This is a genomic window from Caballeronia sp. DA-9 (genome assembly GCF_051615025.1).
GTDB lineage: Bacteria > Pseudomonadota > Gammaproteobacteria > Burkholderiales > Burkholderiaceae > Caballeronia > Caballeronia sordidicola.
On record NZ_CP195132.1, the window covers coordinates 2,036,794 to 2,062,046 of the forward strand.

Annotated in this window: 21 protein-coding genes and 4 pseudogenes; 6 read left to right on the forward strand and 19 right to left on the reverse strand. The window is 60.3% G+C overall.

The features are described 5' to 3' along the window. Positions 1-260: 260 nt before the first annotated feature. Together ACRWA7_RS15590 and ACRWA7_RS15595 are read left to right on the forward strand one after the other, a co-directional pair. Complete coding sequence (locus ACRWA7_RS15590; RefSeq protein WP_438391796.1) at positions 261-620, forward strand: helix-turn-helix domain-containing protein; 360 nt, start codon at positions 261-263, stop codon at positions 618-620. 967 nt (positions 621-1,587) lie between these two features. Beyond that, positions 1,588-1,974: an integration host factor subunit alpha gene (locus ACRWA7_RS15595; protein ID WP_438391797.1), complete on the forward strand. Its 387-nt coding sequence runs from the start codon at positions 1,588-1,590 to the stop codon at positions 1,972-1,974. Between the two features lie 145 nt (positions 1,975-2,119). Here ACRWA7_RS15595 and ACRWA7_RS15600 read toward each other — a convergent pair whose 3' ends face one another. The 8 genes and pseudogenes from ACRWA7_RS15600 to ACRWA7_RS15635 form a co-directional block, all read right to left on the reverse strand. Then, entirely contained in the window at positions 2,120-3,547 is a 1,428-nt protein-coding gene (locus ACRWA7_RS15600; protein WP_438391798.1) for an efflux transporter outer membrane subunit, read from the reverse strand. Next, positions 3,544-6,714: an efflux RND transporter permease subunit gene (locus tag ACRWA7_RS15605; protein ID WP_438391799.1), complete on the reverse strand. Its 3,171-nt coding sequence runs from the start codon at positions 6,712-6,714 to the stop codon at positions 3,544-3,546. The genes ACRWA7_RS15600 and ACRWA7_RS15605 overlap by 4 nt, the downstream gene beginning before the upstream one ends. A gap of 12 nt (positions 6,715-6,726) precedes the next feature. Further along, positions 6,727-7,977: an efflux RND transporter periplasmic adaptor subunit gene (locus ACRWA7_RS15610; RefSeq protein WP_438391800.1), complete on the reverse strand. Its 1,251-nt coding sequence runs from the start codon at positions 7,975-7,977 to the stop codon at positions 6,727-6,729. Positions 7,978-8,246: 269 nt separating this feature from the next. Continuing rightward, entirely contained in the window at positions 8,247-9,572 is a 1,326-nt protein-coding gene (locus tag ACRWA7_RS15615) for an ATP-binding protein (RefSeq protein ID WP_438391802.1), read from the reverse strand. After that, positions 9,565-10,305: a response regulator gene (locus ACRWA7_RS15620; RefSeq protein ID WP_438391803.1), complete on the reverse strand. Its 741-nt coding sequence runs from the start codon at positions 10,303-10,305 to the stop codon at positions 9,565-9,567. The genes ACRWA7_RS15615 and ACRWA7_RS15620 overlap by 8 nt, the downstream gene beginning before the upstream one ends. 211 nt (positions 10,306-10,516) lie before the next feature. Continuing rightward, positions 10,517-11,300, reverse strand: a pseudogene (locus tag ACRWA7_RS15625) (IS5 family transposase). 111 nt (positions 11,301-11,411) lie between these two features. Then, on the reverse strand, positions 11,412-11,657 hold the full coding sequence (locus ACRWA7_RS15630; protein ID WP_438391804.1) for a hypothetical protein: 246 nt from the start codon (positions 11,655-11,657) through the stop codon (positions 11,412-11,414). Positions 11,658-11,835: 178 nt separating this feature from the next. Continuing rightward, positions 11,836-11,988 (reverse strand): transposase DNA-binding-containing protein, encoded by a 153-nt coding sequence (locus ACRWA7_RS15635; RefSeq protein WP_438391805.1) that lies wholly within the window; start codon positions 11,986-11,988, stop codon positions 11,836-11,838. Positions 11,989-12,146: 158 nt separating this feature from the next. On the opposite strand from ACRWA7_RS15635, the gene ACRWA7_RS15640 reads away from it, so the two are divergent. Further along, positions 12,147-12,542, forward strand: a complete 396-nt coding sequence (locus ACRWA7_RS15640; protein ID WP_438392815.1) for a hypothetical protein — start codon at positions 12,147-12,149, stop codon at positions 12,540-12,542. On the opposite strand, the pseudogene ACRWA7_RS15645 reads toward ACRWA7_RS15640, so the two are convergent. The 9 genes and pseudogenes from ACRWA7_RS15645 to ACRWA7_RS15685 form a co-directional block, all read right to left on the reverse strand. Beyond that, a pseudogene (locus ACRWA7_RS15645) lies at positions 12,447-13,044 on the reverse strand (DUF6306 domain-containing protein). The gene ACRWA7_RS15640 and the pseudogene ACRWA7_RS15645 overlap by 96 nt on opposite strands. Continuing rightward, complete coding sequence (locus ACRWA7_RS15650) at positions 13,041-13,442, reverse strand: nitronate monooxygenase (protein ID WP_438391806.1); 402 nt, start codon at positions 13,440-13,442, stop codon at positions 13,041-13,043. The pseudogene ACRWA7_RS15645 and the gene ACRWA7_RS15650 overlap by 4 nt, the downstream one beginning before the upstream one ends. A 50-nt stretch (positions 13,443-13,492) precedes the next feature. Further along, positions 13,493-13,744: a hypothetical protein gene (locus tag ACRWA7_RS15655; protein WP_438391807.1), complete on the reverse strand. Its 252-nt coding sequence runs from the start codon at positions 13,742-13,744 to the stop codon at positions 13,493-13,495. A gap of 77 nt (positions 13,745-13,821) precedes the next feature. Beyond that, the gene (locus ACRWA7_RS15660; protein WP_438391808.1) at positions 13,822-13,980 is read right to left on the reverse strand and encodes a hypothetical protein; all 159 of its coding nucleotides are present in this window, start codon (positions 13,978-13,980) and stop codon (positions 13,822-13,824) included. 157 nt (positions 13,981-14,137) lie between these two features. Further along, the gene (locus ACRWA7_RS15665; RefSeq protein ID WP_438391809.1) at positions 14,138-14,827 is read right to left on the reverse strand and encodes a substrate-binding domain-containing protein; all 690 of its coding nucleotides are present in this window, start codon (positions 14,825-14,827) and stop codon (positions 14,138-14,140) included. 14 nt (positions 14,828-14,841) lie between these two features. After that, complete coding sequence (gene ligK / locus ACRWA7_RS15670) at positions 14,842-15,525, reverse strand: 4-carboxy-4-hydroxy-2-oxoadipate aldolase/oxaloacetate decarboxylase (protein ID WP_438391810.1); 684 nt, start codon at positions 15,523-15,525, stop codon at positions 14,842-14,844. A gap of 2 nt (positions 15,526-15,527) precedes the next feature. Further along, positions 15,528-16,553 carry an amidohydrolase family protein gene (locus ACRWA7_RS15675; protein ID WP_438391811.1) on the reverse strand — a complete coding sequence of 342 codons (1,026 nt, stop codon included), beginning with the start codon at positions 16,551-16,553 and terminating at the stop codon, positions 15,528-15,530. Between the two features lie 327 nt (positions 16,554-16,880). After that, positions 16,881-18,164, reverse strand: a complete 1,284-nt coding sequence (locus ACRWA7_RS15680; protein WP_438391812.1) for a dicarboxylate/amino acid:cation symporter — start codon at positions 18,162-18,164, stop codon at positions 16,881-16,883. Between the two features lie 144 nt (positions 18,165-18,308). Beyond that, on the reverse strand, positions 18,309-19,172 hold the full coding sequence (locus ACRWA7_RS15685; protein ID WP_438391813.1) for an amidohydrolase family protein: 864 nt from the start codon (positions 19,170-19,172) through the stop codon (positions 18,309-18,311). A gap of 140 nt (positions 19,173-19,312) precedes the next feature. Here ACRWA7_RS15685 and ACRWA7_RS15690 point away from each other — a divergent pair, with 140 nt between their 5' ends. The 3 genes and pseudogenes from ACRWA7_RS15690 to ACRWA7_RS15700 form a co-directional block, all read left to right on the forward strand. Further along, a complete protein-coding gene (locus ACRWA7_RS15690; protein ID WP_438391814.1) occupies positions 19,313-20,254 on the forward strand; it encodes a LysR family transcriptional regulator in 942 nt (313 codons plus the stop codon). A gap of 212 nt (positions 20,255-20,466) precedes the next feature. Next, positions 20,467-21,424: pseudogene (locus tag ACRWA7_RS15695) on the forward strand (IS110 family transposase). A gap of 349 nt (positions 21,425-21,773) precedes the next feature. Continuing rightward, positions 21,774-22,374 (forward strand): annotated as a pseudogene (locus tag ACRWA7_RS15700) (DDE-type integrase/transposase/recombinase); the annotation flags it as partial. A gap of 65 nt (positions 22,375-22,439) precedes the next feature. On the opposite strand, the gene ACRWA7_RS15705 reads toward ACRWA7_RS15700, so the two are convergent. Together ACRWA7_RS15705 and ACRWA7_RS15710 are read right to left on the reverse strand one after the other, a co-directional pair. After that, positions 22,440-23,981 carry a carboxylesterase/lipase family protein gene (locus ACRWA7_RS15705; protein ID WP_438391815.1) on the reverse strand — a complete coding sequence of 514 codons (1,542 nt, stop codon included), beginning with the start codon at positions 23,979-23,981 and terminating at the stop codon, positions 22,440-22,442. Positions 23,982-23,983: 2 nt separating this feature from the next. Continuing rightward, positions 23,984-25,237 carry an amidohydrolase family protein gene (locus tag ACRWA7_RS15710; protein ID WP_438391816.1) on the reverse strand — a complete coding sequence of 418 codons (1,254 nt, stop codon included), beginning with the start codon at positions 25,235-25,237 and terminating at the stop codon, positions 23,984-23,986. Between the last annotated feature and the right edge of the window lie 16 nt (positions 25,238-25,253).

Below are 25,253 nucleotides of genomic sequence, written 5' to 3' on the forward strand. Positions count from 1 at the left end.
CGGACAATACGATGATTCGCCCGCAGCGCGCGGCGCCGCGGCGATACACGTTTTGAACACGAAATCTCGATGTGTGATCGCTCGTGAAGGTACACATGCATGCGCCCGAAAACCCCGGTTGCGGATGCCGTATGTGCGGAGCCGAGGTTCGGGCAAATACATGGGAGTGCGATATGAGATTAAAAAATTGAACCGGCGGTACAAACCGCATCCGGTCCACTAGTCAGTTGAACCATTGAATTGCACCAATCTAACGGTGCATGGACAAGATGAATCTGAGCGAAGCCGAGCGCGAGGAATTGATGGCGATGCAACGCAGTTGCACGATGGCCGTAGGTCAAGTGCGACGTGCGCGGCTGATCCTGCTGCTCGACCACGGGGCCTCGCGCGAGGCGATCGTGAATGAGTTGCGATGCGACTCGCGTTTCGTCACGACCTGGAAGACCCGCTTCGCGAGCGAGCGTCTGGCGGGACTGTCTGGGCGACATCCGGGCCGTGCGCCGCGTCGGGATCTGGCACGCCTGGAAGCCCGGGTGCTTGATCACACGCTCAGACGAAAGCCGCAGGACGGCTCGACCCACTGGACGGCATTCAATGGTAGTTCCGGCTCGGCTCGCTAAGGACTACGTCAGGAGACTGGTTAGGCGAGTCGACCACGCACAGTGGCGAGATGAGCGGATGCGATTCGTCAGTGCGGAAATTCCCACCCCCTGACATGCTTCGACGGCTCACGCCATGCACCGATACAGCATTGATTCCCGCCCGGAATAGCTGCAGCGCAACGAGACATCCTGTAGTGGCTCTGTCCGTTGATAAAATGCGGCGCTATAACAGCATACGGAAGAGCGTCCCGCACCCTGGAGTACCAGGCCAGTGATGGACAGTCTGGCGAGTGTCGCCGACGACTAGATCGTGTGGGTCCCGTCCCAACTTGTCGATAACGTGCCTGCCAACGTTTTCCACGTGCGTTATGTCCGAATTCATCACCGTGCCTACCTGGGCCGCTCGGCACAGATCGGCAGGATTCGGTGTCTGCGAATGCTGTAACTGCCTGAGGTGTACCGGCTGTGATCGTATCCAGGATCCGTCGCCTGCATTAGGCGTCAGGAAAAAAATGACGTTGCAACAAGGTTGAGCGATCGGTTGCTTGCCGATTCCTTCTCGTGAGGTTCGCTCTTCTGCGTCATACGGTAATCAGGCAGCCTGCTTGCGAAGGTCTATGAGATGGACGTGACTGTTAAATACGGTTGGCGCATTGATGCGTATCGAGTACCGGACACACGTGGAGATGTCAGGGGAGATGTCACCTGACCATGGATTGCCGCCGCGTCGCGCATGGACACTCAGGCGCTTGGCAGGCAGGCGAGCACCTATCGATCGCGAACCAGACCTCCGCTCGAACGGAAAATGATTGCATGCGCATAGCTTGCGCGGTAGTCAGCGTCTCTCTTCGGCATTCAGGGCGTTCCGAACGCCGACGAATTCCAATGTCGCCAGATTCAATTGACTGCATTCCGTGGCAGGAATCACGCAACGCGCTTAAGATACCGTTTCTTCAGTATCCAGCGACATTTTTCCCGAAACCAGATGAATCTGAGAGACTTCGAACCCTTTCTGTCTACGACACATGACAAGATGGCAAAACCTGGTTGGCTGCCTTCGCACGACAGATCACGTGAAAGCTCGACCTTAACAAAGGCTGATCTGGCTGACGCGCTGTTCGAACGTATCGGACTGAGCAAGCGGGAAGCCAAAGAAATAGTCGACGCTTTTTTTGACGTGATTGCGGAGACACTCGAAAGTGGGGAAAACACGAGACTATCTAGCTTCGGTAACTTTCGGCTCCGCGAAAAAAAGCAGCGTCTGGGATGTAATCCGAAAACAGGAGAAACGGTTCCGATTGCAGCCCGGCGCGTCGTTCTCTTCCATCCGAGTCAGAAACTCAATGCGTCAATTAATGTAGGCGTGAAATAGCACTTATGCACTTGTTTCAACCATATTAGCGTTTGTCGGGCCGTGCGCGAATCAATGTGCGATGGCGCTCGAGGGCGTGGCGCCATATCATATATCCGGGAAGCGCGAGAAGAACGCATCAACGCATAAGACGTTACTCGCCTCCTTACTCCACCCCACCTCCCAGTGCTTTGTACAGCGTAACGAGGCTGGTCTGCTGCGACAGGCTATCGGAAGCCAACTGCTGCTGCGCGGTATAGAGCGTGCGCTGTGCATCGAGAAACGTAAGAAAGCTGTCCGTACCCGCTTTGTATCGCGCCTGCGCAATCGTGTAATAGCTCTGCGCAGAGCTCACATAAGCGTGATCCGCATTCACTTGATCCATGTACGTTGCACGTGCCGTCAGCGCATTCGATACCTCCTTGAATGCCGTCTGGATCGCACTCTCATAGTCGGCAATCTCGATATTCTTTTCGATCTTCGCAACGTCCAGCGACGCCTTGTCGCTGCCGTAATCGAAGATCGGCAAGGACACGGTCGGCGCGAATGTCCACGCGCCGGTGCCGGCCTTGAACAGACCGGACAGCGTAGAACTCGACGCCCCCGCGGTCGCGGTCAGTTCTATCTTCGGGAAGAACGCCGCCCGCGCGACGCCAACGTTCGCGTTCGCCGCTTTCAACGCATGCTCCGCCTCCACAATATCCGGCCGGCGCGTAAGCAAGGTCGAAGGCAACCCCGCATCGATCTCGGCGAACATCGATGTGGCGGTGGCCTGGTCAAATGCGGGCGCGGCCGGGAGATCGTCTGGAATGGGCGCGCCGAGCACAGCGACCAGGTTGTTGCGGTCCTGGGCCACGGCCCGCCGGTACGACGCAAGACTGGCCTGCGCGCTGGCAAGCGTGTTCTGCGCCTGCCGAACATCGAGCAGAGAGGAGTTGCCCAGTTCCTGTATGCGCTTCGTGACCTCGTAGGTGGCCTGGTCGGCCGCCACCGTGTCCTGCGTGATCTTCAGCAAGCGCTCGTCCGAGAGCCACGTCAGGTAGTCGGTCGCCACCGTCGCGATCAGGCTGATGCGCGTGCTTTGCCGCGATGCCTCGGTCGATAGATAGTTTTCCAGCGCTTGCCGCTTGAGACTGCGCAGACGCCCGAAGAAGTCGATCTCCCACGACGTAGTCCCAATGTTGAGATCGTTCGATACGCTGGTTGCGCCTGACGCGCGTTCGCGCGTCACGCTGCCGCTTGCGGATATCGACGGCGCCAGCGCCGCCCGCGTGATGCGATATTGCGCCTCGTATTCCGCCACGTTCAACGCCGCGACGCGCAGGTCGCGATTATTGTCGAGCGCGATCTGGATCAGCCGCTGCAGGCGCGGATCGCGAAAGAAGCTGCGCCATTGGGTATCGACGGCTAGGGTCTTTGATGTATCCGCGGCTGTCTTCTGCGCGGCCGTCGTGCTTTCGTAAGCGTCACCATGGGGATAGGTTGCGTCCACCGGCGCGGCGGGCCGCTCATAATGCGGGTCGAGCGTGCAGCCGGTGAGCGTTACGACCGTCGCGATCGCCAGCAGGCAAACACCCAGTTTGAGTCTCATCATTGCGCACCTTCGTTATGCGTGGTGTGGCCGTGCTCGCCGAACAAACGCCGCACGACGACGAAGAACACCGGTACGAAAAAGATCGCGAGTACAGTGGCGGCGATCATGCCGCCCATCACGCCGGTGCCTATCGCGTGGCGGCTCGCCGATCCCGCACCCGTGCTGATCACAAGCGGCAGCACGCCGAATATGAACGCCAGCGAGGTCATCAGGATTGGCCGCAAGCGCAGGCGCGCCGCTTCCAGCGTGGCGTCGATCAGGCTGCGGCCTTGCGCTTGCAGGTCCTTCGCGAATTCGACAATCAGGATCGCGTTCTTCGTCGACAGGCCAATGGTCGCCAGCAGACCGACCTTGAAATAGATGTCGTCGGGAAGCCCGCGAAGATGCGCGCCAAGTACCGCACCGAGCACGCCGAGGGGCACCACCAGAATCACCGCGATCGGGATAGACCAGCTTTCGTACAAACCCGCGAGACACAGGAACACAACGATCAGCGAGATCGCATACAGATAGATCGCTTGCGAACCCGCGAGCCGTTCCTGATAGGACTGCCCGGTCCAGTCGATGCCAAAGCCGGCCGGGAGTTTTTTGACGAGTGCTTCGACTGCGTCCATCGCCTGGCCGGTGCTTGCGTTCGCGCCGGTTTGCGCGGTGATTTCCATCGCGAGCTTGCGATTGAAACGCTCGATCTGCGGCGGGCCGAAAGTCCACTTGCCGGTGGCGAACGCCGAGAACGGCACCATCTGGCCGTCGTAATTTGTGGTGCTCGTGGTCGTGCTGCTTGACGTGCCCGATGTACTCGACTTTACATACCAGCGTCCGATGTCCGAAGGCATCATCCGGTAGGGCGCATCGGCTTGCACATAGACCTTTTGAATGCGGCCCGTATCGACGTAATTGTTCACGTAGGTCGAACCGAACGCCGTCTCCAGCGTGTCGTTTACATCGGCAACGGAGAGTCCCAGCGCGCTGGCCTTCTCGCGATCGATGTCAACGTGGAACTGCGGGGTGTCGTCGAGACCGCCGGGACGCATGCCCAAGAGCAGGCTGTTGTTCGCGGCCAGCGCGATCAACTCGCGGCGTGCGGCCATCAGCTTGTCGTGGCCTTGCCCCGCGCGATCCTCCAGTTCGAAGTCGAGTCCGCTCTGCGTGCCGAGTTCCTGGATGGCGGGCGGGTTGAGCGCGAAGATCTGCGCGTCACGTGCGGCGGTCGCGAAATGCATGTTGGCATGCAGGATGATCGACGCCGCCTGTCCATCCTTGCCGCGGCGCGTGCTCCAGTCCTTGAGCTTGACGAACGCGAGCGCATTGTTCTGGCCCGAGCCGTTGAAGCTGAATCCCGTGAGCGTGATGATCTTGTCCACCTGCGGCAAGCCGAGATAGTAGTCTTCGACCTGCTTGACGATCTCGAGCGTTTTCGCGGAAGGCGTGCCGACCGGCGTCGAGATCGACGTAATGATGATGCCCTGGTCCTCTTCGGGCAGATAAGACGAAGGCAGCTTCGTGAAGAGCAGCACAACCACGCCCGCAATCAACGCATAGATCACGAGATAACGCACGGGCTTGCCGACCACGCGGGATACACCGGTCGAGTAGCGGTCGGTGCCGCGCGCAAGCACGCGGTTGAACCAGCCGAGCAGCCCGCGTTTCTCGTGATGCTCCACGTCCGAACGCCTGAGCAGCGTCGCGCATAACGCGGGAGTGAGCGTCAACGCGAGGAACACGGAGAGCAGCATGGCCGCCACGATAGTGATCGAGAACTGCCGGTAGATCGCACCCGTGGAACCGGAGAAGAAGGCCATGGGAATGAACACGGCGATCAGCACGGTCGTGATACCGACGAGCGCCCCGGTGATCTGCTTCATGGCTTTGCGCGTCGCTTCCAGCGGCGACAGTTTTTCCTCCGCAATCAAACGCTCGACGTTCTCCACGACCACGATCGCGTCGTCCACCAGCAAGCCGATGGCAAGCACCAACCCGAACATGGAGAGCACATTGATGGAAAATCCCACCACCGACATCACCGCGAACGTACCGAGCAGCGCCACCGGCACCACGATAGTCGGGATCAGCGTGGCCCGCAGGTTCTGCAGGAACACGTACATCACGACGAACACCAGCATCACCGCTTCGATCAGTGTCTTCACCACCTCTTCAATCGATATCCGCACGAACGGCGTGGTGTCGTACGGATAGTCCACCACTACGCTGCGCGGTAACTGCGGGGTCAACTGTTCGAGCTTTGCGCGCACCGCCTTCGCGACGTTCATTGCATTCGCGCCGCTGGCAAGCTTCACCGCAAGCGAAGCGGCAGGCTTGCCGTTCAACCGCGAGTCCGTGCTGTAATCGTCGCCACCCACTTCCACACGTGCCACGTCGCTCAACAGCACCTTGGATCCGTCCGTGTTCACACGCAGCAGGATCGAACCGAACTCCGCGGGTGTCGTGAGCAGGCTCGAAGCGGAGAGGGTGGCGTTGATCGCCTGCGTCTTCGTCGATGGAGAACCGCCGATCTCGCCGACCGATAGCTGCACGTTCTGGTTGGTGATCGCGGTGGTGACATCGCTTGCTGTCACACCCACCGCCTGCAGCTTGACCGGGTCGAGCCACACGCGCATGGCGTGCTGCGCGCCGAACAGCGTCACGTCGCCCACGCCGTCGATCTGCGTCAACGGGTCCTCGATCTGCGTCGCAATGACATTGCCGAGATCGATGGAATTCATGCTGCCGTCGGAGGACGACAGCGAGACGATCATCAGGAACGAGTTGGCCGCCTTCGCGACCTGCACACCCTGGTTCTGCACCGTCTGCGGCAGCGACGAGCTTGCCTGCTCCACCTTGTTCTGCACCTGCACCTGCGCTATGTCCGCGTTGGTGCCCTGCTGGAAGGTCAGCGTGATGGTCGCCGTGCCCGCAGAGCTGCTGGTGGAGGACATGTACAGCAGGTTGTCGATACCGCTCAGCCTCTGTTCGATCACCTGCGTGACCGTGGTCGCCACGGTTTCGGCGGAAGCGCCGGGATAGGTCGCCGTGATCTGCACGGACACCGGCGCGACGCTCGGATATTGCTCGACGGGCAACGTGCGGATGGATGCTGCCCCCACCATCATGATGACGATGGCGATGACCCACGCGAGAATCGGTCGATTGATGAAAAAGCCTGCCATGAGGTTCTCGCTTTAACCGCGGGTTGCCGACGCGGCCGTCGCCGCCGTAGCGGGGGCATCGGAATTTGAATTGGAAGGAGAGGGGCTTTCGACCGCCCTGACGAGCGCACCGGTTCGCGCTTTCTGCGACCCCGACACGATCACACGGTCGCCGGCTTTCAGGCCGCTCGTGACGATCCAGTCCGCGCCGTTGGCGCCGCTGGTGGTCACGGTCGTCTGCGCGACCTTGCTGTCGGTGCCGACGGTGAGCACGCTGGCCGAGCCGTCCGATGCACGCGACACCGCAAGTTGCGGCACCGTGATCGCCTGCTGGTTCACGCCTTCTTCAAGCCGCGCCCGCACGAACATGCCCGGCAACAGCGTGCCCTCCGGGTTCGGGAGCACGCTGCGCAGCGTGACCGAACCGGTGGTGGCGTCGACGGTGATATCCGAGAACAGCAGCTTGCCGGCATGCGAATAATCACTGCCGTCTTCCATCACGAGATGCACGACCGCGCCGTCGCTGCCCGCCTGCTGCAACTGGCCGCTCGCGAATTCCTTTTGCAGCCGCAGCCAGTCGACCGATGATCGGGTGACATCGAGGTACATCTCGCTGGTTGCCTGAATGGTGGCGAGCGCCGTGGTCTGCTCGGCGGTGACAAGCGCGCCTTCGGTCACGCTCGACTTGCCGATTCGGCCGGCGATGGGCGCCACGACCTTCGTGTAACCGAGGTTGATCGCGGCGGTTTTCAATGCCGCACGATCGGCGACCACGTCGGCCTTCGCTTCCTGCAGTGACGAAATGGCATCGTCGTAATCCTGCTTGCTCACGCCGTCGATCTTCGATAAATCCGTATAACGCGTGGCCTTGGTTTGCGCGGCGTCGGCCGTGGCTTGCGCCTTCACCAGCGTCCCGACGGCCTGGTCGTACGTCGCCTGGTAGCTGGCCGGATCGATCTGGTAGAGCACCCCGCCCGCCGCGACCAGCGAGCCTTCCGTGAAGAGCCGTTTCATCACAATGCCCTGCACCTGCGGCCTGACGTCGGCCACACGCACGGCAGACAGGCGGCCGGATAGTTCGGTGCTGGCGACGATCGGATGCGGCGCGATGGTTTCAACGCCCACTTCAGGCGTGTCCTGTGGCGGACGCTGTGAACCGCCGTCGCCACAAGCGGCGAGCGACAACGCGGTCACCGAAGCGGCAACGGCCACAAGCGCACGGGTGCGCAGTGATCGTACGGTTCCGGAATGAAGTACGGATACCTGATGGATTATTCGGGTCATGCGGTGAGCATCCTTCGATCAAGGTTCGACAAAGGGCCGCCGGGCAGACATCGACACGCAGGTCTTTCGAAAAACGCGAGGGAAAGCGAAGGAGGGTTGCCTCGAGAGGCGTTCGACCAGGCCACGGAGGCTCGGAGAAAACCGCGCAACGCCATGCCAGCGGCAGGGATGACACGAGCTTAACGAGCCGCGCCTTACGCTGGCTTAGTCACTGATTACACGATGTAACTCTGCTGAAGGCGGGCGTACAGGTGTACGCCGCAACAGTGTCAGGTGCGCATGCGCGAGGGGAAGTCGAGCACGATGGCGAGGCCGCCGCCGTCGGCATTGTGCATGGACAGCTCGCCGCCGTAACGGCGCGTGAGACGCCGCACGATCGTCAGGCCCAGGCCGCAATGCGCGTCGCCGCCGCGGGCGGGATCGATCCGCACGAAGGGTCTTAGCGCACGCGTGAAATGGGCTTCCGGCATGCCCTTGCCGTGATCCAGCACGCTCAGGCGGTCACGCCCGTTGCTCCGCAACGTCGCGATGCACAACGGCGGCGCGCCGTAGGTGAACGCGTTTTCGACGAGGTTTGACAGTATCCGGTCCAGTTCCACGGCGGGCAGACGAAAGTCGTCGCCTGCTTGCAGGTCGAGTACGAACAGCGGGTCTCGTGCGAGCACGCCGTGGCCGTCGACATTTGCTTCAGCTTCTGCTTCCGCATAGTGCGAACGGCAGAACGCATCGACTGAGATCCACGGCGCGTGCGCATCGGTTTCGGTATCGCGGGCGAAGTCGAGGAATTGCGTGACGATCTGCGCAAGCGATTCAGTGTCGCGGAAAAAGCCATCGCGCGCGATGGTGTCCGGCACGAGGTTCGCGCGGACCTGGATGCGCGTGATCGGCGCGCGGAGGTCATGCGCCACACCGGCCAGCATGACCGCGCGTTCCTGTTCAGCGTCGCTCAATTCGCGGGCCATTTCGTTGAAGTCGCCGATCAGGCTCTCGACCTCCGATGGACCGTTGGCAAGGACCATCGGCGGACGATGCCCCAATCTGAATTCGCGTGCTGCCCGTGCCAGCCTCGATATGGGTTTCTGTATCTGCCACGCGCCGAGCAGTGCGATAACGATGGCGAGGAACAGCATGAGCGCACTGGCGCTCAGAAAACGGCTCAGCGGAGGCACGACGGCTGGAATCACAAGCCATCGCGACGACGTGCCATAGCGCACCCACATGAGCGTCTCGGTGTGGTCAAGCACCACGCGGCTCTGCGGCGGCAGGTCCGCGCGCACGGAGGCTTCGAACGGGCCATGTGTATCGGCGCAGGGCGGGGGACAACCGAGCGGTGCTGACCGCGTCCCGGCGTCGACAAAACGCAGGCCAAGCGCGGCGGCGAGATGCTCACTCGGGCCGTCGGCCGCGCTCGCCGCCGGATCCAGCACCAGCCGCACCAGCCGGCTGACGTGATCCGCCTCGATGACGCCGCGCTCTCGATCGACGATCACGAGCCACGTCAGTTGCATCATGACGAGCAGACCCACGGACAGCAACGCAAGCCGGCCGAAGATCGTGTTGAGAGGGCGCAGCAGCCTATGCATCGGCTTATGCATCGGGTGTCTCGCCGGGGGCTCGCGGCGGCACGAACATATAGCCGATACCACGCATGGTCTGGATGATGCGCGGCTGCGAGGGATCGTCTTCAATCAGTTGGCGCAGCCGCCAGATTGGCACGTCGATGCCGCGTTCCGTCACATCCGCATGCGTGCCGTACCAGAGCGTAAGCAGCCGCGAACGCGACAGCGTTTCCATTGGATGGCGCACGAGCACGTTGAGCAGACGCAGCTCGCTGTTGGTGAGACGCTGCGGTTCGCCGTCACGCGTGAGCGTGCGGCCGTCGAAGTCGAGTTCGAAGCGCCCGAAACGCACCGGTTCCGAGCGCGGAGTCGTCGGGCTGGGCGACCGGGCCACGCCCTGGCGACGCAGCACCGCGTTGATGCGCGCAAGCAGCTCACGCGGCATGAACGGCTTGCCGAGGTAGTCGTCCGCACCCATCTCCAGGCCAACCACGCGGTCGATGTCGTCCGCACGCGCCGTCAGCATGATGACCGGTGTGTCGTCATTGTCGGCGCGCAGCCGGGTGAGCGCCGTCAGGCCGTCGACGCCCGGCATCATCAGGTCGAGCACGATGATCGACGGGCGTTCGCGCATCACCACCTGATTCAGGTCGCGCGCGTCTTGCCGGAATGTGACGGCGAGGCCGCGTTCATCGAAAAAAGCCTTCAGCAGGTCGCGCAGCGCGGCGTCGTCGTCGACTAGAAGGATTCGGGTTTCGCTGTTGGACATGGCGTGAACGTGGATGAGCCTTGACGGCTTTGTAAGCTGCAATCGAATCGACTATAAACGATGCGCACCGAGGGCGTGTTACGGCGTCTTAGCGATTCTTTCAGCGCTTCGATCCCTGTCGCTTGCAAGCCGTTGCTCTTGAATCGGGATTCGCGGACTCTGCGTTGCGCCATTCGACACACGATCGCCGGTGCTAAGGGCGACGGCCGTGCTAGGCCGTGCTCACATTTACGACTGGGCCAAACGTGCAGGCAAGCGACGCAAACACGAGATAGCTCTCAGCGAGCTTGTCATATCGAGCGGAGACGCGGCGAAATTAAATGCTAGATGCGATTAAAGAATCGTTCGACCAGGTTTCGGGTGCGGTACAAGGCACGGTTGTAGCGGCGCTTTGTCTTCCGCTTTGACGCGGGGGATCACAACCTTTGCGCAGGTAGCCGGAATCCGTTGTACGAAGTGATCGGCATCGTAGCCCTTGTCTGCGATAACTGCTCCGGTGCGCAGATGCTCGACCAGTTGCGCGGCGAACGAAATGTCGGCCACCTGTCCTTCGGTGGCTATCAGTCGCAAAGGGCGACCTTTCGAGTCCACCGCCCATGCAGTTTGGTACTCAGTCCGCCCTGGGAACGTCCGAGCGGTTGTGGCCCACTTTTTTAAGCCACGGCCGAATGCTGGTGCGCTCGCACGATCGTTGAATCGATCAGGATGTGTTCGATCTCGGTCTCCACTGCCAAGGCATTCGCCACCCGCGGCCACACGCCCTTGCTGCGCCAGCGCGAGAAGCGGATATATACCGTGTGCCATCCGCCGAACTTCGCGGGAAGATCGCGCCACGGACTGCCGGTTCGGGAAATCCACAGCACTGCTTCGAGAATCCAGTGATTGTTGGATGCTGTTCGACCACGATCACCTTTCTTGCCCGGCAGGATAGCCTGGACTTTGTTCCGCACTTTATCACTCGAATAACGTTCATACCATCCTGTCTCGCACCGCAAGAGACAAGATGTAAACACATTTACTCAACTTGAGATTACCCATAACTTTCCCGCGCCCGTCAGTATCCGAGTTCAATGTCGACAAGCCGATGCGTGCCGCGCGAGATGACCTTATTGCCCGGCGAGGGATCGTTGGCGCGCGAGATAGCCGCCCGGTTGGGCGAGCTTGATTAGGCTGCGAGACAGAGGAAGCGCCTGTGCGGAGCGTGCCATATCCTTGACGAGCTGGTCAAGAAGCGTCACCTCGGTTGCGGTAAGTGCCACCTCCGGTGAGGCCTCAGGTGCAGATCGATTGATCTCGGTCAGCCGGAATACACGCCAGGCAAGGATGCAAAAGATGGCGATCAGGTTGGTCAATTGAGCTGCGAATGTTCTCTTTCGTACGAAAACGTGGTGGTGTCCTGAAGAACAAGAATCGGTCCATCGGTCGTGGAAAAACGCTGCGCAGTCGCCTGGAAATGTCCACGCAGAATGTCACGATCACTGAAGGATCATTGCCCATGAATCGATAGACTGCCTTGGTATTGGCCCGATCCTAGCACGCAAGCGGAATGGTCTGACCCATACCCTTCCATAATCGCCCGAGCAGCATTGCAAACCGCTTGCTAAGTCGCACGTCCCGAAATTCGCTCTCTTCAATCTCGCGATCTAGCCATGATTCAACGTCTGCTCGTTCTCTCTCTTTCATTATTCACGTAGTTATCCTCTGTATTTATAGGTTAACGCAATTTCTGTTTGAGATGTGGGTAATCTCAAGACCGGATGGGGTATTTACGCTCGGAATGGACAAACGCACGCCCGCGGCGCTGGTCAGCGGGCGGTGTCGGAATCACCCCGATGATCTCAATGCCAGCCTCGCTCAGTCAGGACTATCAAAGCGCGCCGAATCGTCTTCGTTCACGCGTGCCGCGACGCCAGGGCTCATGCGTTCAAGGATTGGTCAATCAACGCGTTGCGACGCACCGTAATCTAGCGAAGCATATCTATTACGAAGAGGTTGGCGAAGTCGATGTGCGCGAAGTCGATTACGATGCGGCAGGGAGGGTCGACCTGTCCTTGCTTGTCGACGATGAACTTGTAGAAACTGCAGACTTCTACGTATGCGGGCCGACGCCGTTCACGGTTGCGCGGTGCGGAAAGATTCAGTTAGGCGCGTCTGATGTCCGCCTCATGCGAAGCAAGCATGGCAGCAAGATCGTTCTGGATAGGTTCGTCGCGGATTCGCGGCAGCAGCGTTTTTAGCTTGCGCACGACCCACTCCTGCCCGCGATTAAGAAACGCTGCGTTGCGATAGATCTCCGATGGCCATCGCCTTTTCATAGAACGCTTCCGTACACCGGGTGGGCGTGGCATGCAGCGACATAATTGCGACGGTCAGCACATTGCACCAACGCGCTTCGTCTCGGCAGATGCTCGTCACGATTGCTTTGGCAGGTGTATCGGTCATTGCCGCCGCGGTTTGCGACGTCACCTGCGCGCCCGAGCGCTCGGTTTCCAACAATTCGTTCAAGGCAGCGAGTAACGCGTCCCGGCTCGCGTATCCCATTTGTGCTTCATCCATCTCGTCGGCAAAGCACATGGGGGAGGCCAGCGCCGCCGATTCGTGCGCACGCTCGGCGCCGCTTTCAACTACCGCGGCCGCATCTGTCACAACGCGATCCAGACGGTCGGCGGCTGCTGTGAGCGTCGACTCTTCCTGATTCCGGCAGCGGTAGAGGGCCACGGCCTCGAAATCGCCCGTCATTGAACACAGCGGCGAGTCGGTGCTGAACAGACAGATCGACTGGCCAGCTTCTTTTTCGATGACGGTTTTGACTGTGCTGAACGGATGCCCCGATGACCACGCGTGACGCTGTTGGGGAGCACGGAGACCCGTGCTCCTTCCGGCCAACTGAAGTGGAACGCGTTGGTCAGAAGCGTTTCATCTTCGGCGGCACCGACAATGCGTTGTTTGTGATATGTATGAGCGAAGGATTCGTTGGTGGATATAAATGCGGTGCCGAACACGACTCCCTTGGCGGCGAAGGAGAGGGCGGTTGCAAGATCATCCCATCTGTGATGCCGCCAGCCGCGGGGACAGGAAGGCGCGTGGTCGCCACGATGTCGGGCAGCAGCAGTCCGACGGCTGATCGCCTCGGACATGGCCACCAGCCTCGCACCATTGCGCAATCAGCACCCGCGCGCCGGCCTCTTCAGCTGCCCGCGCGTCCTCGATCGAACCCGCCTCGGACCTCGTCGCGAATCAGTTCAGTCGGTTCACGTACCATCCCGAGAAAACCAAAGCCTCCGGCTAGAGTAACTGCGCTCGCGAAGTCGGCGCGCGCAACCCTTCGCATTCCAGCCAGCACGATCGTCCAGGCGCACCATAGGAGATCGCAAATGGGACGGTGCAAGGCATTCACGACGTTGTTGTCGGCGTAAGTCAGGTCGAGCCGAATTGACACGGCACTCTCCTTTCAATGATGTGAATGACGGACGCGCATGAACGGTTGAAATCGTGGCCAGCCATGACCGATTTGCCCTAATCGGCGTGGATAGCAAAGTCGCCGAAATGCTCCTGCTCGCGCCTGAAGATGCGCAGCATGGTGTCGATGAGACTGCATTGCCCCGGCGAGCATCGCGCTCTCGCAATCTCCGTGCCATCAAGCGTGGTCATCGAGTGAGTAGTGGGAACAGACATATCTCCGACGCAGGTGAGCCAAGATTGTGATGGCGGACGCCGAGCAAACTGTGCGTTGGTCAATCCCGACCCCGAGACACTGGAGAAGTCATTCCCTTGTCGGGGTGATGAACGCCATAGTCATGTGCAAGGCAGGTTTCAGAATGGTCATTTCCTATCATGCCGACTCCATGCCGTGACGAAGCTTGGCGGAGCCGGCAGCGGGCGAGGCCAGAAATGAGAGCAGGCCCCTCGCGGCATCTTTCTGCCGGGAAACTGTACATATGGCAGCCGAAAAGACAGTGATGATCTGCACTTCAGGGGGCAAAGAGCCGATGACATCGATACCCGGCAGGTGCATCAACTCGCCCAATTGCTGGAAACCTAGCTCGACTTCCCCGCGCGCGACGAGCGTACCCACCGGCACGCCGGGCGGCGCCTGCACGATGCGCGGCGCGATGGTTTCTGCGATGCCCCAGCGTTCGAACAGGTGGTTCAGGTACAAGCCGCTCGGGCCGGTCGAATAGCCGATATTGCGTGCGGCCAGAATCGCCTCGCGCAGCGCGGCTTCAGTGCCGATCTCAGATCGCGGGGCACCTGCTGCGACCGCAATCGCCACGCCCGAACGGGCTAGGTCGACTCGACTGGCCGGATCGATCCGGCCGGCTGCGGCAAGCCGTTCGATTGCATCGGCCGCAAGCACGACGATATCGAACGGCTCGCCTTCCTGGACGCGCTGGGCAGCGGCGACGCCGCCGACCGACTCGATGGCCACCCTCCGCCCCGATACCCGCCTGTATTCTTCGACCAGTTCGGCCAACACCTGACGTGTGGCCATCGAAGAGATGCCGGTGATCTGCACACTCATGGTTTCTCTGCCTTTCAGTCGATATAGCGCAGTCCAGCTTGCTGCAACGGCTCGCGCATGTTGTACATATCCAGGCCGAGCACGCCGGCGGCCAGCTTCGCGCGCTTCTCCCCTTCGTTGGCTTCACGCGCGGCTGCCTTTTCGAGCACCTGCGCCGCCAATGCTGTGGGCACCACGACCACACCATCGTCATCCGCGACGACAACATCTCCCGGATTCACCAGCGCCCCGGCGCATACCACGGGAATGTTCACCGAACCGAGCGTCGCCTTGACCGTCCCTTGGGCGGAGATCGCACGGCTCCATACTGGAAACGCCATCTCGGCCAGCATGCTCACATCGCGCACGCCAGCATCGATAATCAGGCCCTGGGCGCCGCGGGCCTTGAAGCTGGTCGCCAGCAGGTCACCGAAGAAGCCGTCTTTGGACTGAGCGGTAAGCGCCGCAACGACGATATCGCCCGGTAGAATCTGTTCCGCCGCGACGTGTAGCATCCAGTTGTCGCCGGGCTGCAGCAGGACCGTGATGGCAGTCCCGCAAGCACGTGCGCCGGCATGGATCGGGCGCATATAGGGCTTCAGCAGACCGACTCGGCCCATTGCCTCGTGCAGGGTGGCGGTCCCCAGGGCACTAAGCTTCGCAGCGACGACGCTGTCCGCTCGTTGAATGTTGCGATACACCACTCCTAGTTCATACATGATCACTGTCCCTTCAATTTTAGTGCTGTGTCGAGACGCGGGTACACGCGGCGCGCGTTGCCCTCGTAAATCTTGTACCGCTGGTCCACATCGATGTGCGCGGCCTGGATGTAGCGCTTCGTGTCGTCGAAATAGTTGCCTGTCTCCGGATCGATACCTCGCACTGCGCCGATCATTTCGCTCGCGAACAAGATATTTTCCATGGGAATCACGCGCGTCAGCAGATCGATGCCTAGCTGATGGTAGACGCAGGTGTCGAAGAAGATATTGTTAAGAAGGTGGTCTTTCAACAACGGCTTTCTCAGCTCCTGCGCGAGCCCTCGGAAGCGACCCCAGTGATAGGGCGCGGCACCGCCGCCGTGCGGAATCACGAAGCGCAGGGTTGGAAAGTCGCGGAACAGGTCCGAGGTCAGGCACTGCATGAACGCGGTCGTGTCGGCGTTCAGGTAGTGCGCGCCGGTGGTGTGGAAGCACGAGTTGCAGCTCGTGCTGACGTGGATCATTGCGGGGATGTCGTACTCGACCATCTTCTCGTAGATCGGGTACCAGTAGCGATCGGACAGCGGTGGACTGGTCCAGTGGCCGCCTGAAGGGTCCGGGTTGAGATTGATCGCCACGTTGCCGTACTGTTCTACGCACTTGACGAGCTCAGGGATGCAGGTGGCCGTATCCACGCCCGGGCTTTGCGGCAGCATCGCCGCCGGAATGAAATGATCGGGGAAAAGTTGGCTCACGCGGAAACACAGCTCATTGCAAATCGCCGCCCAAGTACTGGAAACCTGGAAGTCCCCAATGTGATGCGCCATGAAACTTGCACGCGGGCTGAAGATCGTCAGATCGAGGCCACGCTCGAGCATGAGCCGCAACTGGTTACTTTCGATGGACTCGCGCAACTCGTCGTCGCCGATGTGCAATTCGGACGCCATCGGCATCTCGGACGGATTTGTGATGCCAGCAATCTGGCGGTTGCGCCACATTTCCAGTGCTTTCGGTGCGGTCGTGTAGTGGCCGTGAATGTCGATGATCATCGTCGCTCCAACTGATTGAATTAGCGGCACAATTATTCGTGTGCAAAGCGAGCCGACTTCATTAATAGGTCTTGTTCGCCTGCAAAGGCACGTGGTTTTAAAACGAATGCTGCATGCCGACACCGTGGGCACACCCCCGACGGATTTGTCGTCAGCTTGTCGTAGGAAAAGACCGTACACACAAACGTCAGCTTGGACAGAATATGTTCATATGCGAGTGAACCGGTGTTGCGCACTTTGCTATGGTTCAGCGGGGCGCTGTGCTTCGTGCATGCCCACTCGGCGAGGATCAGGTTCGACGGCGATGGCGGCACCGAGAAGCCCGGTTCATACGGTGTGACGGCGTGACAGTTCGGTGTTCAGTTTCGAACGGTCGAGCTCGTGCTCCCAGGCGGACACCACCACCGTCGCGACACCGTTGCCGATGGTGTTGGCGATCGCGAGCCCCGTTCCCATGAAGCGGTGAATGCCGAGAATCAGCACCATGCCGGACACCGGAATAATCGGGAATACCAGCAATGTTGACGTCAACATCAAGAAGGCCGCACCTGCCACGCCGCTGGCACCTTTCGACGTTAACATCGCGACGCCCACGAGTGTGAGCTGCTGCGTCAGGCTGAGTTCGATGTTGAAGGCCTGCGCGATGAACAACACGGCCATCGTCAGGTAGATGTTGGTGCCGTCGAGATTGAACGAATAGCCAGCTGGAATCACGAGACCCACGACCGATTTCGAGCAGCCGAGCCGTTCAAGCTTTTCAAGCATCTGCGGCAGTGCGGCCTCGGACGAACTCGTTCCGAGCACGATCAGGATTTCTTCGCGGATATAGCTCAGGAAACGCAGGATGCTGAAGCCTAGCAATCGGGAAATGACCCCGAGCACGACCAGTACGAAGAAGGCGAGCGTCAGGTAGAACGCGCCGACCAACTTGAGCAGCGGCAGCACGGCACCGATGCCATAGGTACCGATCGTGAACGCGATCGACCCGAACGCGCCGATCGCCGCGACCTTCATAATGATGTGGACGATGCCGAAAAACGTGTGCGCAAACTGGTCAACCATTCGGACTAGCGGTCGGCCATGTTCTCCCGTGCCCGCGAGCGCTGCCCCGAACAGCACCGAGATCAGCAGGATCTGCAGCACGTTGCCGGTCGAGAAAGCACTTACGATGGTGTCGGGAACGACGTGCATCAGGAACTCGACGGTGTTCTGTTGATGCGCGGCAGTTGCAAATTCGGCGAGTGCTTTCGTATCGATCGTCGCCGGATTCAGATTGAAGCCGGTGCCGGGACGAAACAGATGTCCGGCCACGAGCCCGATCACGAGCGACAGCGTCGATACCAATTCGAAATAAAGCAGGGCCTTAGCGCCGACACGCCCGACCTTCTTGATGTCGCCCATTCCGGCCATGCCGGTGACGACGGTGCAGAAGATGATGGGGCCTATCACCATCTTGACTAGCTTGATGAACGCGTCACCAAGCGGTCTCATCTGCACGGCGAGTGACGGCACGAAATGACCGAGCAGCACGCCGAGAAGGATCGCGACTAACAGGTGGAAATATAGCGTGCGATAGAAGGCTTTCTTCGCGTTGCGCGCGGTGGGAGTCATGACGGCACTGTCGTTTATGACGCCGCTTCGAAGTTAGCCCAATCGGCAGAGCGGCCCGCTTGGCGATGTATATCGGCCATCGTTACCTCCTGATTTGAATGGGTAGCTGTGGCGGTTCAAAAATTAGTGAAACGAACGGTTTGCTCAGAATCCGTAAAGCCGTGCCGGGTTCGTGACGAGCAGTTGTTCGCGCAGCGCCGCGTCCGGGCAGAAGCGGAACAGCAAACCGACCAGTTCACCGTCGTTCGGCATGTCGTGGCTGATGTTCGGATGCGGCCAGTCGGTGCCCCACAGGACCCGGTCGGGCGCGGCTTCGATCAGCGTGCGCGCGAAGGGAATCGCATCGTCGAATGGACGGCGACCCGCGGACACGCGCTCCGCTCCGCATACTTTGACCCAAGCGAGCGGATTGCGAATCAGTTCCAGAAGCTGGCGGAACGGCTGCTGGTCGACTCCGGCCTCGGCACGTACCCGGCCCATGTGGTCGATCACGAATGGCACCTTGATGCGTGCGATCCGCGCGGCGTATTGCAGGATGTCCTGCGCATCGAGATGCAGCACGACGTGCCAGCCGAGCCGCTCGATACGTTCGAGCACGCTGTCGAAAACGTCGAGATCGGGCGCACCGCCCAGATGTGCGACGAAATTGAAACGCACGCCGCGCACGCCGCGTGCGTCGAGGTCAGCCAATTGTTCGTCGGTGACGGCGCCGTCGACGATCGCGACGCCGCGATAGCGTCCGTTGCCACGTGCAATCCCATCGAGCATCGCGGTGTTGTTGGTGCCGTGGCAACTCGCCTGCACGATCACGCCGCGGCTCGCGCCGATGAAATCGTGCAGCGCCACCAGGCGCTCGAATGGCGCATCCGGCGGCGTATAACTGCGCTCTGGTGCATACGGAAACGTTTCGACGGGGCCAAACACGTGACAGTGTGCGTCGCAGGCGCCGACGGGCAGGGGCTGAGTGGGTTGAACGGGACAGGGATCGGGCGGCAGGCAGGATTTCATGAGCGTTGTCTCGATGTTCTCGATGTCATTGCCACAGGGCGCGGCTTTCTCTGATTGAACGCATTGTGGCCGCGTGAGTGGCCCGCTACAATCGCGATATCCAGCTAGCTGATATATAAAATTCACATGGCTTATGCAAAATGGACTTGAAGCAGCTCGAGGCGTTCGTTCATGTCGCCGAACTCGGTAGTTTTACGCGCGCCGCCATTACGCTGGACACCAACCAGCCCGCCTTGAGTCGGCTGGTGCGGCACCTTGAAGTGGAATTGCGGCACACGCTGCTCGAGCGCAACGGCCGCGGGGTGACGCTCACGCCCCCCGGTGAGCGAATGTTCGAGCATGCGAAGGGCATCTTGCAGCAGGTGCAGCGCGCGTCGCAGGATCTGGATGCGTTGCACGGCGCGCTTGGCGGCCATTTCGCCATTGGCATCACGCCGAGCTTTGCCAGGGTCGCCACGCATGAACTGGTGCGAGGTTTTCGCACGTCGTTTCCGGGCGCGACCATCTCGGTTGCGCAAGGCCTGTCGACCCACTTGGTGGAATGGCTAATGATGGGTCGTATCGACGTGGCAGTTCTGTACGACACGTTCGATACACCGTTGATCGACAAACGAACCATCTTTATTGAAGAACTGTTTCTGATCGGCACGTACAGTGACAATACATTTCTCGAGGCAGCACGCCAGCCCACAACGACGATCACGCTGCGGGAAATCATTAGTTACCCGCTCGTCATCCCCGGCCGCATGCATGCGATCAGACGGATGGTTGAGGCCGCTGCCGTGGAGCAGGACGTGAGATTGCGTATCGAACTGGAGGTCGATGCAGTGGCCTCGATTCTCGATCTCGTTAATGAGGGCATTGGCTACGCTGTGCTTTCCCTTAACGCGACCGCTAGCGATGTACTCAAGCGTCCGTTCCAGGTGATCCGCATTACCGAGCCGACGCTCTTCAGCCGTCTTGCGATCGCGACCAGCAGCAAGCACACACTGTCACAATTGGCAATCCAGGCGATCGCAATGCTCGAATCCAGAATATTGCCGCTCTACGGTAATGGGCCGGCCCCGACGAAAACTGCATGAAGTCTTCGCCAAAGAAAGGAGGAACTCGCGGCGGACTCGTGTGGTTTGAACACTTGTCCCAGACCTTCCCGGTGACAGGTTTATTGCAATCGTGAATTTACAAGCTTTGTTGGGAGATCGGCACGGCCGGGGCACCAGTTGACAACTAATGGGATGGTCCGCACAGCCGAGTAAGTTCCGCTGGCAGCGTTCATCTAGAACTGGAGACCATCATGGACGACACGACACTCGTTGGTATCGATCTGGGCAAGCATAGTCTGCATGGGCAGGACAGAAAAGGTAATGCCGTGTTTCGCAGAAAACTGAGCCGCAAGCAACTGATTGAATTCTTCGCGACGTTTCATGTCTGTACCGTGGCCATGGAAGCCTGCGCCGGTTCGCATCGTGTGGTGCGCAAGCTGGCTGCATTGAGACACACGGTCAAGCTGATCTCGCCGCAGTTTGTTCTGCCATTCGTCAAGTCGAATAAGAGTGATTTTGTGGGTGCCCAAGCGATCTGCGAAGCGGCGTCGCGACCGACGATGAGCTTCGTGACACTGAAGACGGAATCGCGGCAGGCGCTTTCGGTCTTGCATTGCGTCCGCCAATTGATGATGCGTAGTGCACGAGGACTATCAACCACATCGCGGCTTCCTACTCAATTTCGGTGTCAGCGTGCCGGTGGGTACGAGCGCCGTCATGCGTCTGCCGGCCGTGCTCATCGGGCATGAACTGCCGGCCCGTATGGTTGCAACTCTCGAATGCCTGCATGAACATATCAAGTACCTCGCCGGTCAAATCAGTGAAATGGACCAGGATCTGGCGCGTCAACTCGCTGACGACGATGCCGGACAGCGTCTGCTGAGCACCCGGGAGTTGTTTCGATCACCGCCAGCGTGCTTGCCGCGGAGTTGGCGAGGGCAAACAATACGGGCGCAGTCGCGACTTCTCGGGATCAGCCGATGCGGCGACAAGAATTTTAGGTGCTTGCTGGTCTTGTGCAGCCGAGCCTACATGCGACGCGTGGATAAACGAACCGGCCGCCGGGCAGAGTGGGTTCGCGCGATGGTGACGCGATGGCACTCAAACGTGGTGGCGTGCGCGCTGGCCAATAAGCTGGCCCGAACCGCGTGGGCGATCGTCGCTCGCTGCACCTCGTTGGACGCAGAGCTCGCAGGTCCCATTGGCTGAACTTCCAGCTTTATTCACTTACGAAACACCTCGTTGATTTTGCGGCGATTGAAAATTGACGACGTGAACGGCACACCGGCCGACGAACAACCTTGAAAATAAAGAGGCGTTTCAAAGTCGCACAACTTTGAAGGATCGTCAGGCGCGAATCACATCGTGACGCGGGGACCAGTCGCCACAACGACGCTGAACAGATTTCGGCAAGCCAAGGCGATATCGAAATCCAGGGTTGCAAAAATGGGGCGAACCATGGATAAAGTTGCGCTAAGGTGACGGCAATCCAAGGCGCCGGCGCCTCAATCGTCCGATAGGAAAAACGGAGCATCTTAGGGCATTGTCAGGTTGTTGAATCGGTCACGTAAGATGTCGCGATGAAGAATCGAAATCGCTTTATCACGGTCATCGCTTCCCAGTCGGCGTCATCAGTTGTGCCAGGCGCTGGCACTTGCGCTTGCAGTTGAGCTGGCACGACATTGAGGAACCGCTCTTCGAGCGGTGTACAGTGAGACACGAGACAATCCGATGCCGGTGCGACAACGTTTTGGGGGAAAAGCGGCGCGACAAGAGCTCCGCCAAACGCTTCTTCAAGCGTGTGCTTCGCTCGAATCCGCTGCAAGCAAGGTCGTCACGGATCAGTTGCGCAGCTATTTGGCGGTAAATGCCGAAATTCCGGCACTTGCGAACATGAAGCACGTGTTGGTCAAAGCTGCGGGCCGACTTAACAACCGCACAGAGAACGGCCGCCAACCGGCCAGCGAACGCGAGCGACGTATGCGCGGCCGTCCCGACCTTAAACGCACACAGAATTTCTCTCATGCTTCGGGTCGATTCGGCTGCATTTCGTGCTCAAGCGGCGTTTGATGCGCGCTTCACTCTATCGCCAACCACTTGCGGCGAGAGTCATTGCCTGGCGCGAAATCTCCGAACTCGCCCAAAATCCGCCAACAGCTTTCCGATCGTCGTCACACCTGCCTTTGTGTCGTCGCACACTCGACAACTTCACAATGCCTGTCGGTCAGGCTTGTGCCAGCTCGAACTGGAATTCGAAGAACAGCAGTTGAGCCGCGTTGAACGGGGCTGATACCTTAACGCCGTCTCCGAAGACCATGGCTTGACCGCTGGCCCCGAACGCGGGCCAGTGCTCGATGGCGGGGACGTCCGGATCGCCCGTGCGGGCGAATGCCACCCACACATCGCTCATCACATCGGCCAGTGCTCGGTCGCTGGCTCGCCAGGGCCACGGCATCGCGTCCATGGTGCCGAAGACGTACCAAAGCTCCGAACCGTGGTAAGCGCCATAGCCGTCGGGTGGCGATTGCTCGTGGAATTTCGCACCGTCGGGCAAGGGAACCGGGCGCACGAAATTGAAGAGATAGGCGGATGACGATGAGCGCGCCGAGTGTAAGCGGGCGAACTTCCACGCTTGGTAGGCAAAGCCGGTGTCGCAGCGCAAGGCGTAGGCAGAGCGGGTGGCCTCCAACACCGTGCTGTGGGGGTAGAGTTGCAGGAATCGTTCGACGTCGCCCGGGAACTGCGTCTTCGCATAGGCGACGAATGCCTCGGGTGTGAACAGCTCGGGCGTACCGTACGGGGCAGCTTCGTCCCGGGTGTAGCCAGCGAGCAGCGGGATGTCCAACTGCTCGCCGCGCTCAAACACCCGGTGGACAGGTTCACGCAGCACTTGGCCATCGACGATAGGGCCCCAAAAGCCGCGCGGCGGTTCGATCAGCAATGGGTCCAACGCTCTCAGTTCTTCGGCGGTGGAGGCCCCCAACTTATCCGTGAAGACTTTGCACGCGACTTCCGCGACGGCGAGTGTCTTCGCGGGCGCGCCCATCGGCCCACCCTTGAAGCGTCCGGCGCTGTGCACGATGGCGCGGTGAAAGAGAGCCTTGCTTAGCGGTGACGCCATCAACACGCTGATCAGTGCTGCACCGGCGGAATGCCCGAACATGGTGACGCAATTCGGATCTCCACCGAAAGCCGCGGCATTGCGTTGCACCCACTCGAGTGCTGCGATCAGGTCAAGGCACGCATAGTGGCCGGAGGTACCGGACTCAACCGTTAGCGCAGGGTGCGCCAAGTAGCCCAATGCTCCGACGCGGTAGTTCACTGTGACGACGATGGCACCCTTGGCTGCAAGTCGGGAGCCACGGGACACCGGTGCGGAGCCACTGCCGACGCGATGGCCGCCACCGTAGACGAACACGATCACTGGCAATGGCTTCTTGCTCGGTTGCTCGACCGGCGTCCAGACGTTGAGATACAGGCAGTCTTCACTCAGTTCGCACTCAGGCGGCTCTTCGAATGAGAACTGACGCATCAGACTATCGTCCGGCAACTGCGGCTGCAAGCAGGCCGCGCCGAAGCGCGTGCAGGTTCGCGTGCCGTTCCACGAGTCCGCAGGCGAGGGCGCGCGCCAGCGCAACTGGCCGACCGGCGGCTTGGCGAAGGGGATGCCGAGATAGGCCCGCACGCCGTTGCTGTCTTCCGTACAGCCCGAAATCATGCCCGTGTCGATGCGCACGGGCTCACCCAGCTTCACGTCGGCGTTCATCGTCATGCCGCCATGAGCGAGTGGACTCGCGCGGTCTCCGGCGCCAAGGGGTTGGACGCCGGCGCCTTGAAGAATCGACCGTCCTGCATGATGGCCAGTAGGTTGTTGACATCGCGCAGGGCGGCCAAGTTGGCGAGCGGGTTCTCGCGTACGAGCAGGACGTCGGCCAGGCAGCCTTCCTTGATCTGACCGAGCTCGCCCGCCCTGCCTATCAATTCGGCACCGCCCTGTGTCGCCGCATTGAGCGCTTCCGCTGGTGTCCAGCCGAAGAGCTTGACGAACAACTCCAAGTCGCGTGCGTTCTCGCCAATCGGATTCCACGGGAAGCCATAGTCCCCGCCGGGAAGGATTCGGATGCCGCGCTTGCGCATCTCCGAGTAGACGCGCACGTTAAGTTCGATCGCTTCCAGGAAGCCAGATTCCTTGACTTTGTCCGGCGTGAAGCCAAACTCCTCACCGAGATAGGCCTTGGCGTAGATGATCCCGATCGCCGGAGCGACGAAGATGTCCCCCTTGCGCGCCTCGATTAGGTCGAGCGCTTCCTCGTCAGCATAGCTGCAGTGATAGATCACGCGGAACCCGTTGCGCGCGGCCATCTTCACCGACTCGGCGGCCTGCGCATGCGCGGCCAGCCAGACGCCGGATTTCTTTGCCTGCTGCGCTGCGGCCGCGACTTCTTCCTCGGTGTACTGCACGACCAGCGAGCCGCCTTTGCCGAACGCATCGTCACCTGACAGCAGCAGCTTGATCGATTGCGCACCGTCGGCAGCCACGTCGGCGATGAACTTCATGATTGCTTCCGGCCCCTTGCGTTCCGCTTCGACGTAGGCGGGGCGCTCGAAGGTCGACGCGATCAGGCGCGGACCAGGCAGATAGCCCCCGTCGATTTCCTTCTTCAAGGCAATCTCGAACCGCAGGCCCTTGCAGCCGGCCGAGTACGCGCTGGTGTATCCGTGCTCGAGGTAGACCTTCGCGTTGTAGGCCGTGATGAGCAGGTGTTCTTCCGGGGCGATCACACGTTCCCGGATGATGCGCTTCGTCGACGAAGGAAATGAAAGATGGGCGTGGGACTCGATGAGCCCCGGCATCAAGGTCGCGCCTGCGCCATCGACTCGGATCGCGCCGTCGCAGCAGATGGTCTGGTCGCCGCGAGCAACATGGGTGATGCGGGTGCCTTCAATGAGTACCTCGCCGGGGAAGCGATCGCCACCGCTGCCGTCGAAGATCCAAACGTTGGTGAACAAGGTGGCAGACAAATCAAACTCCTGATGC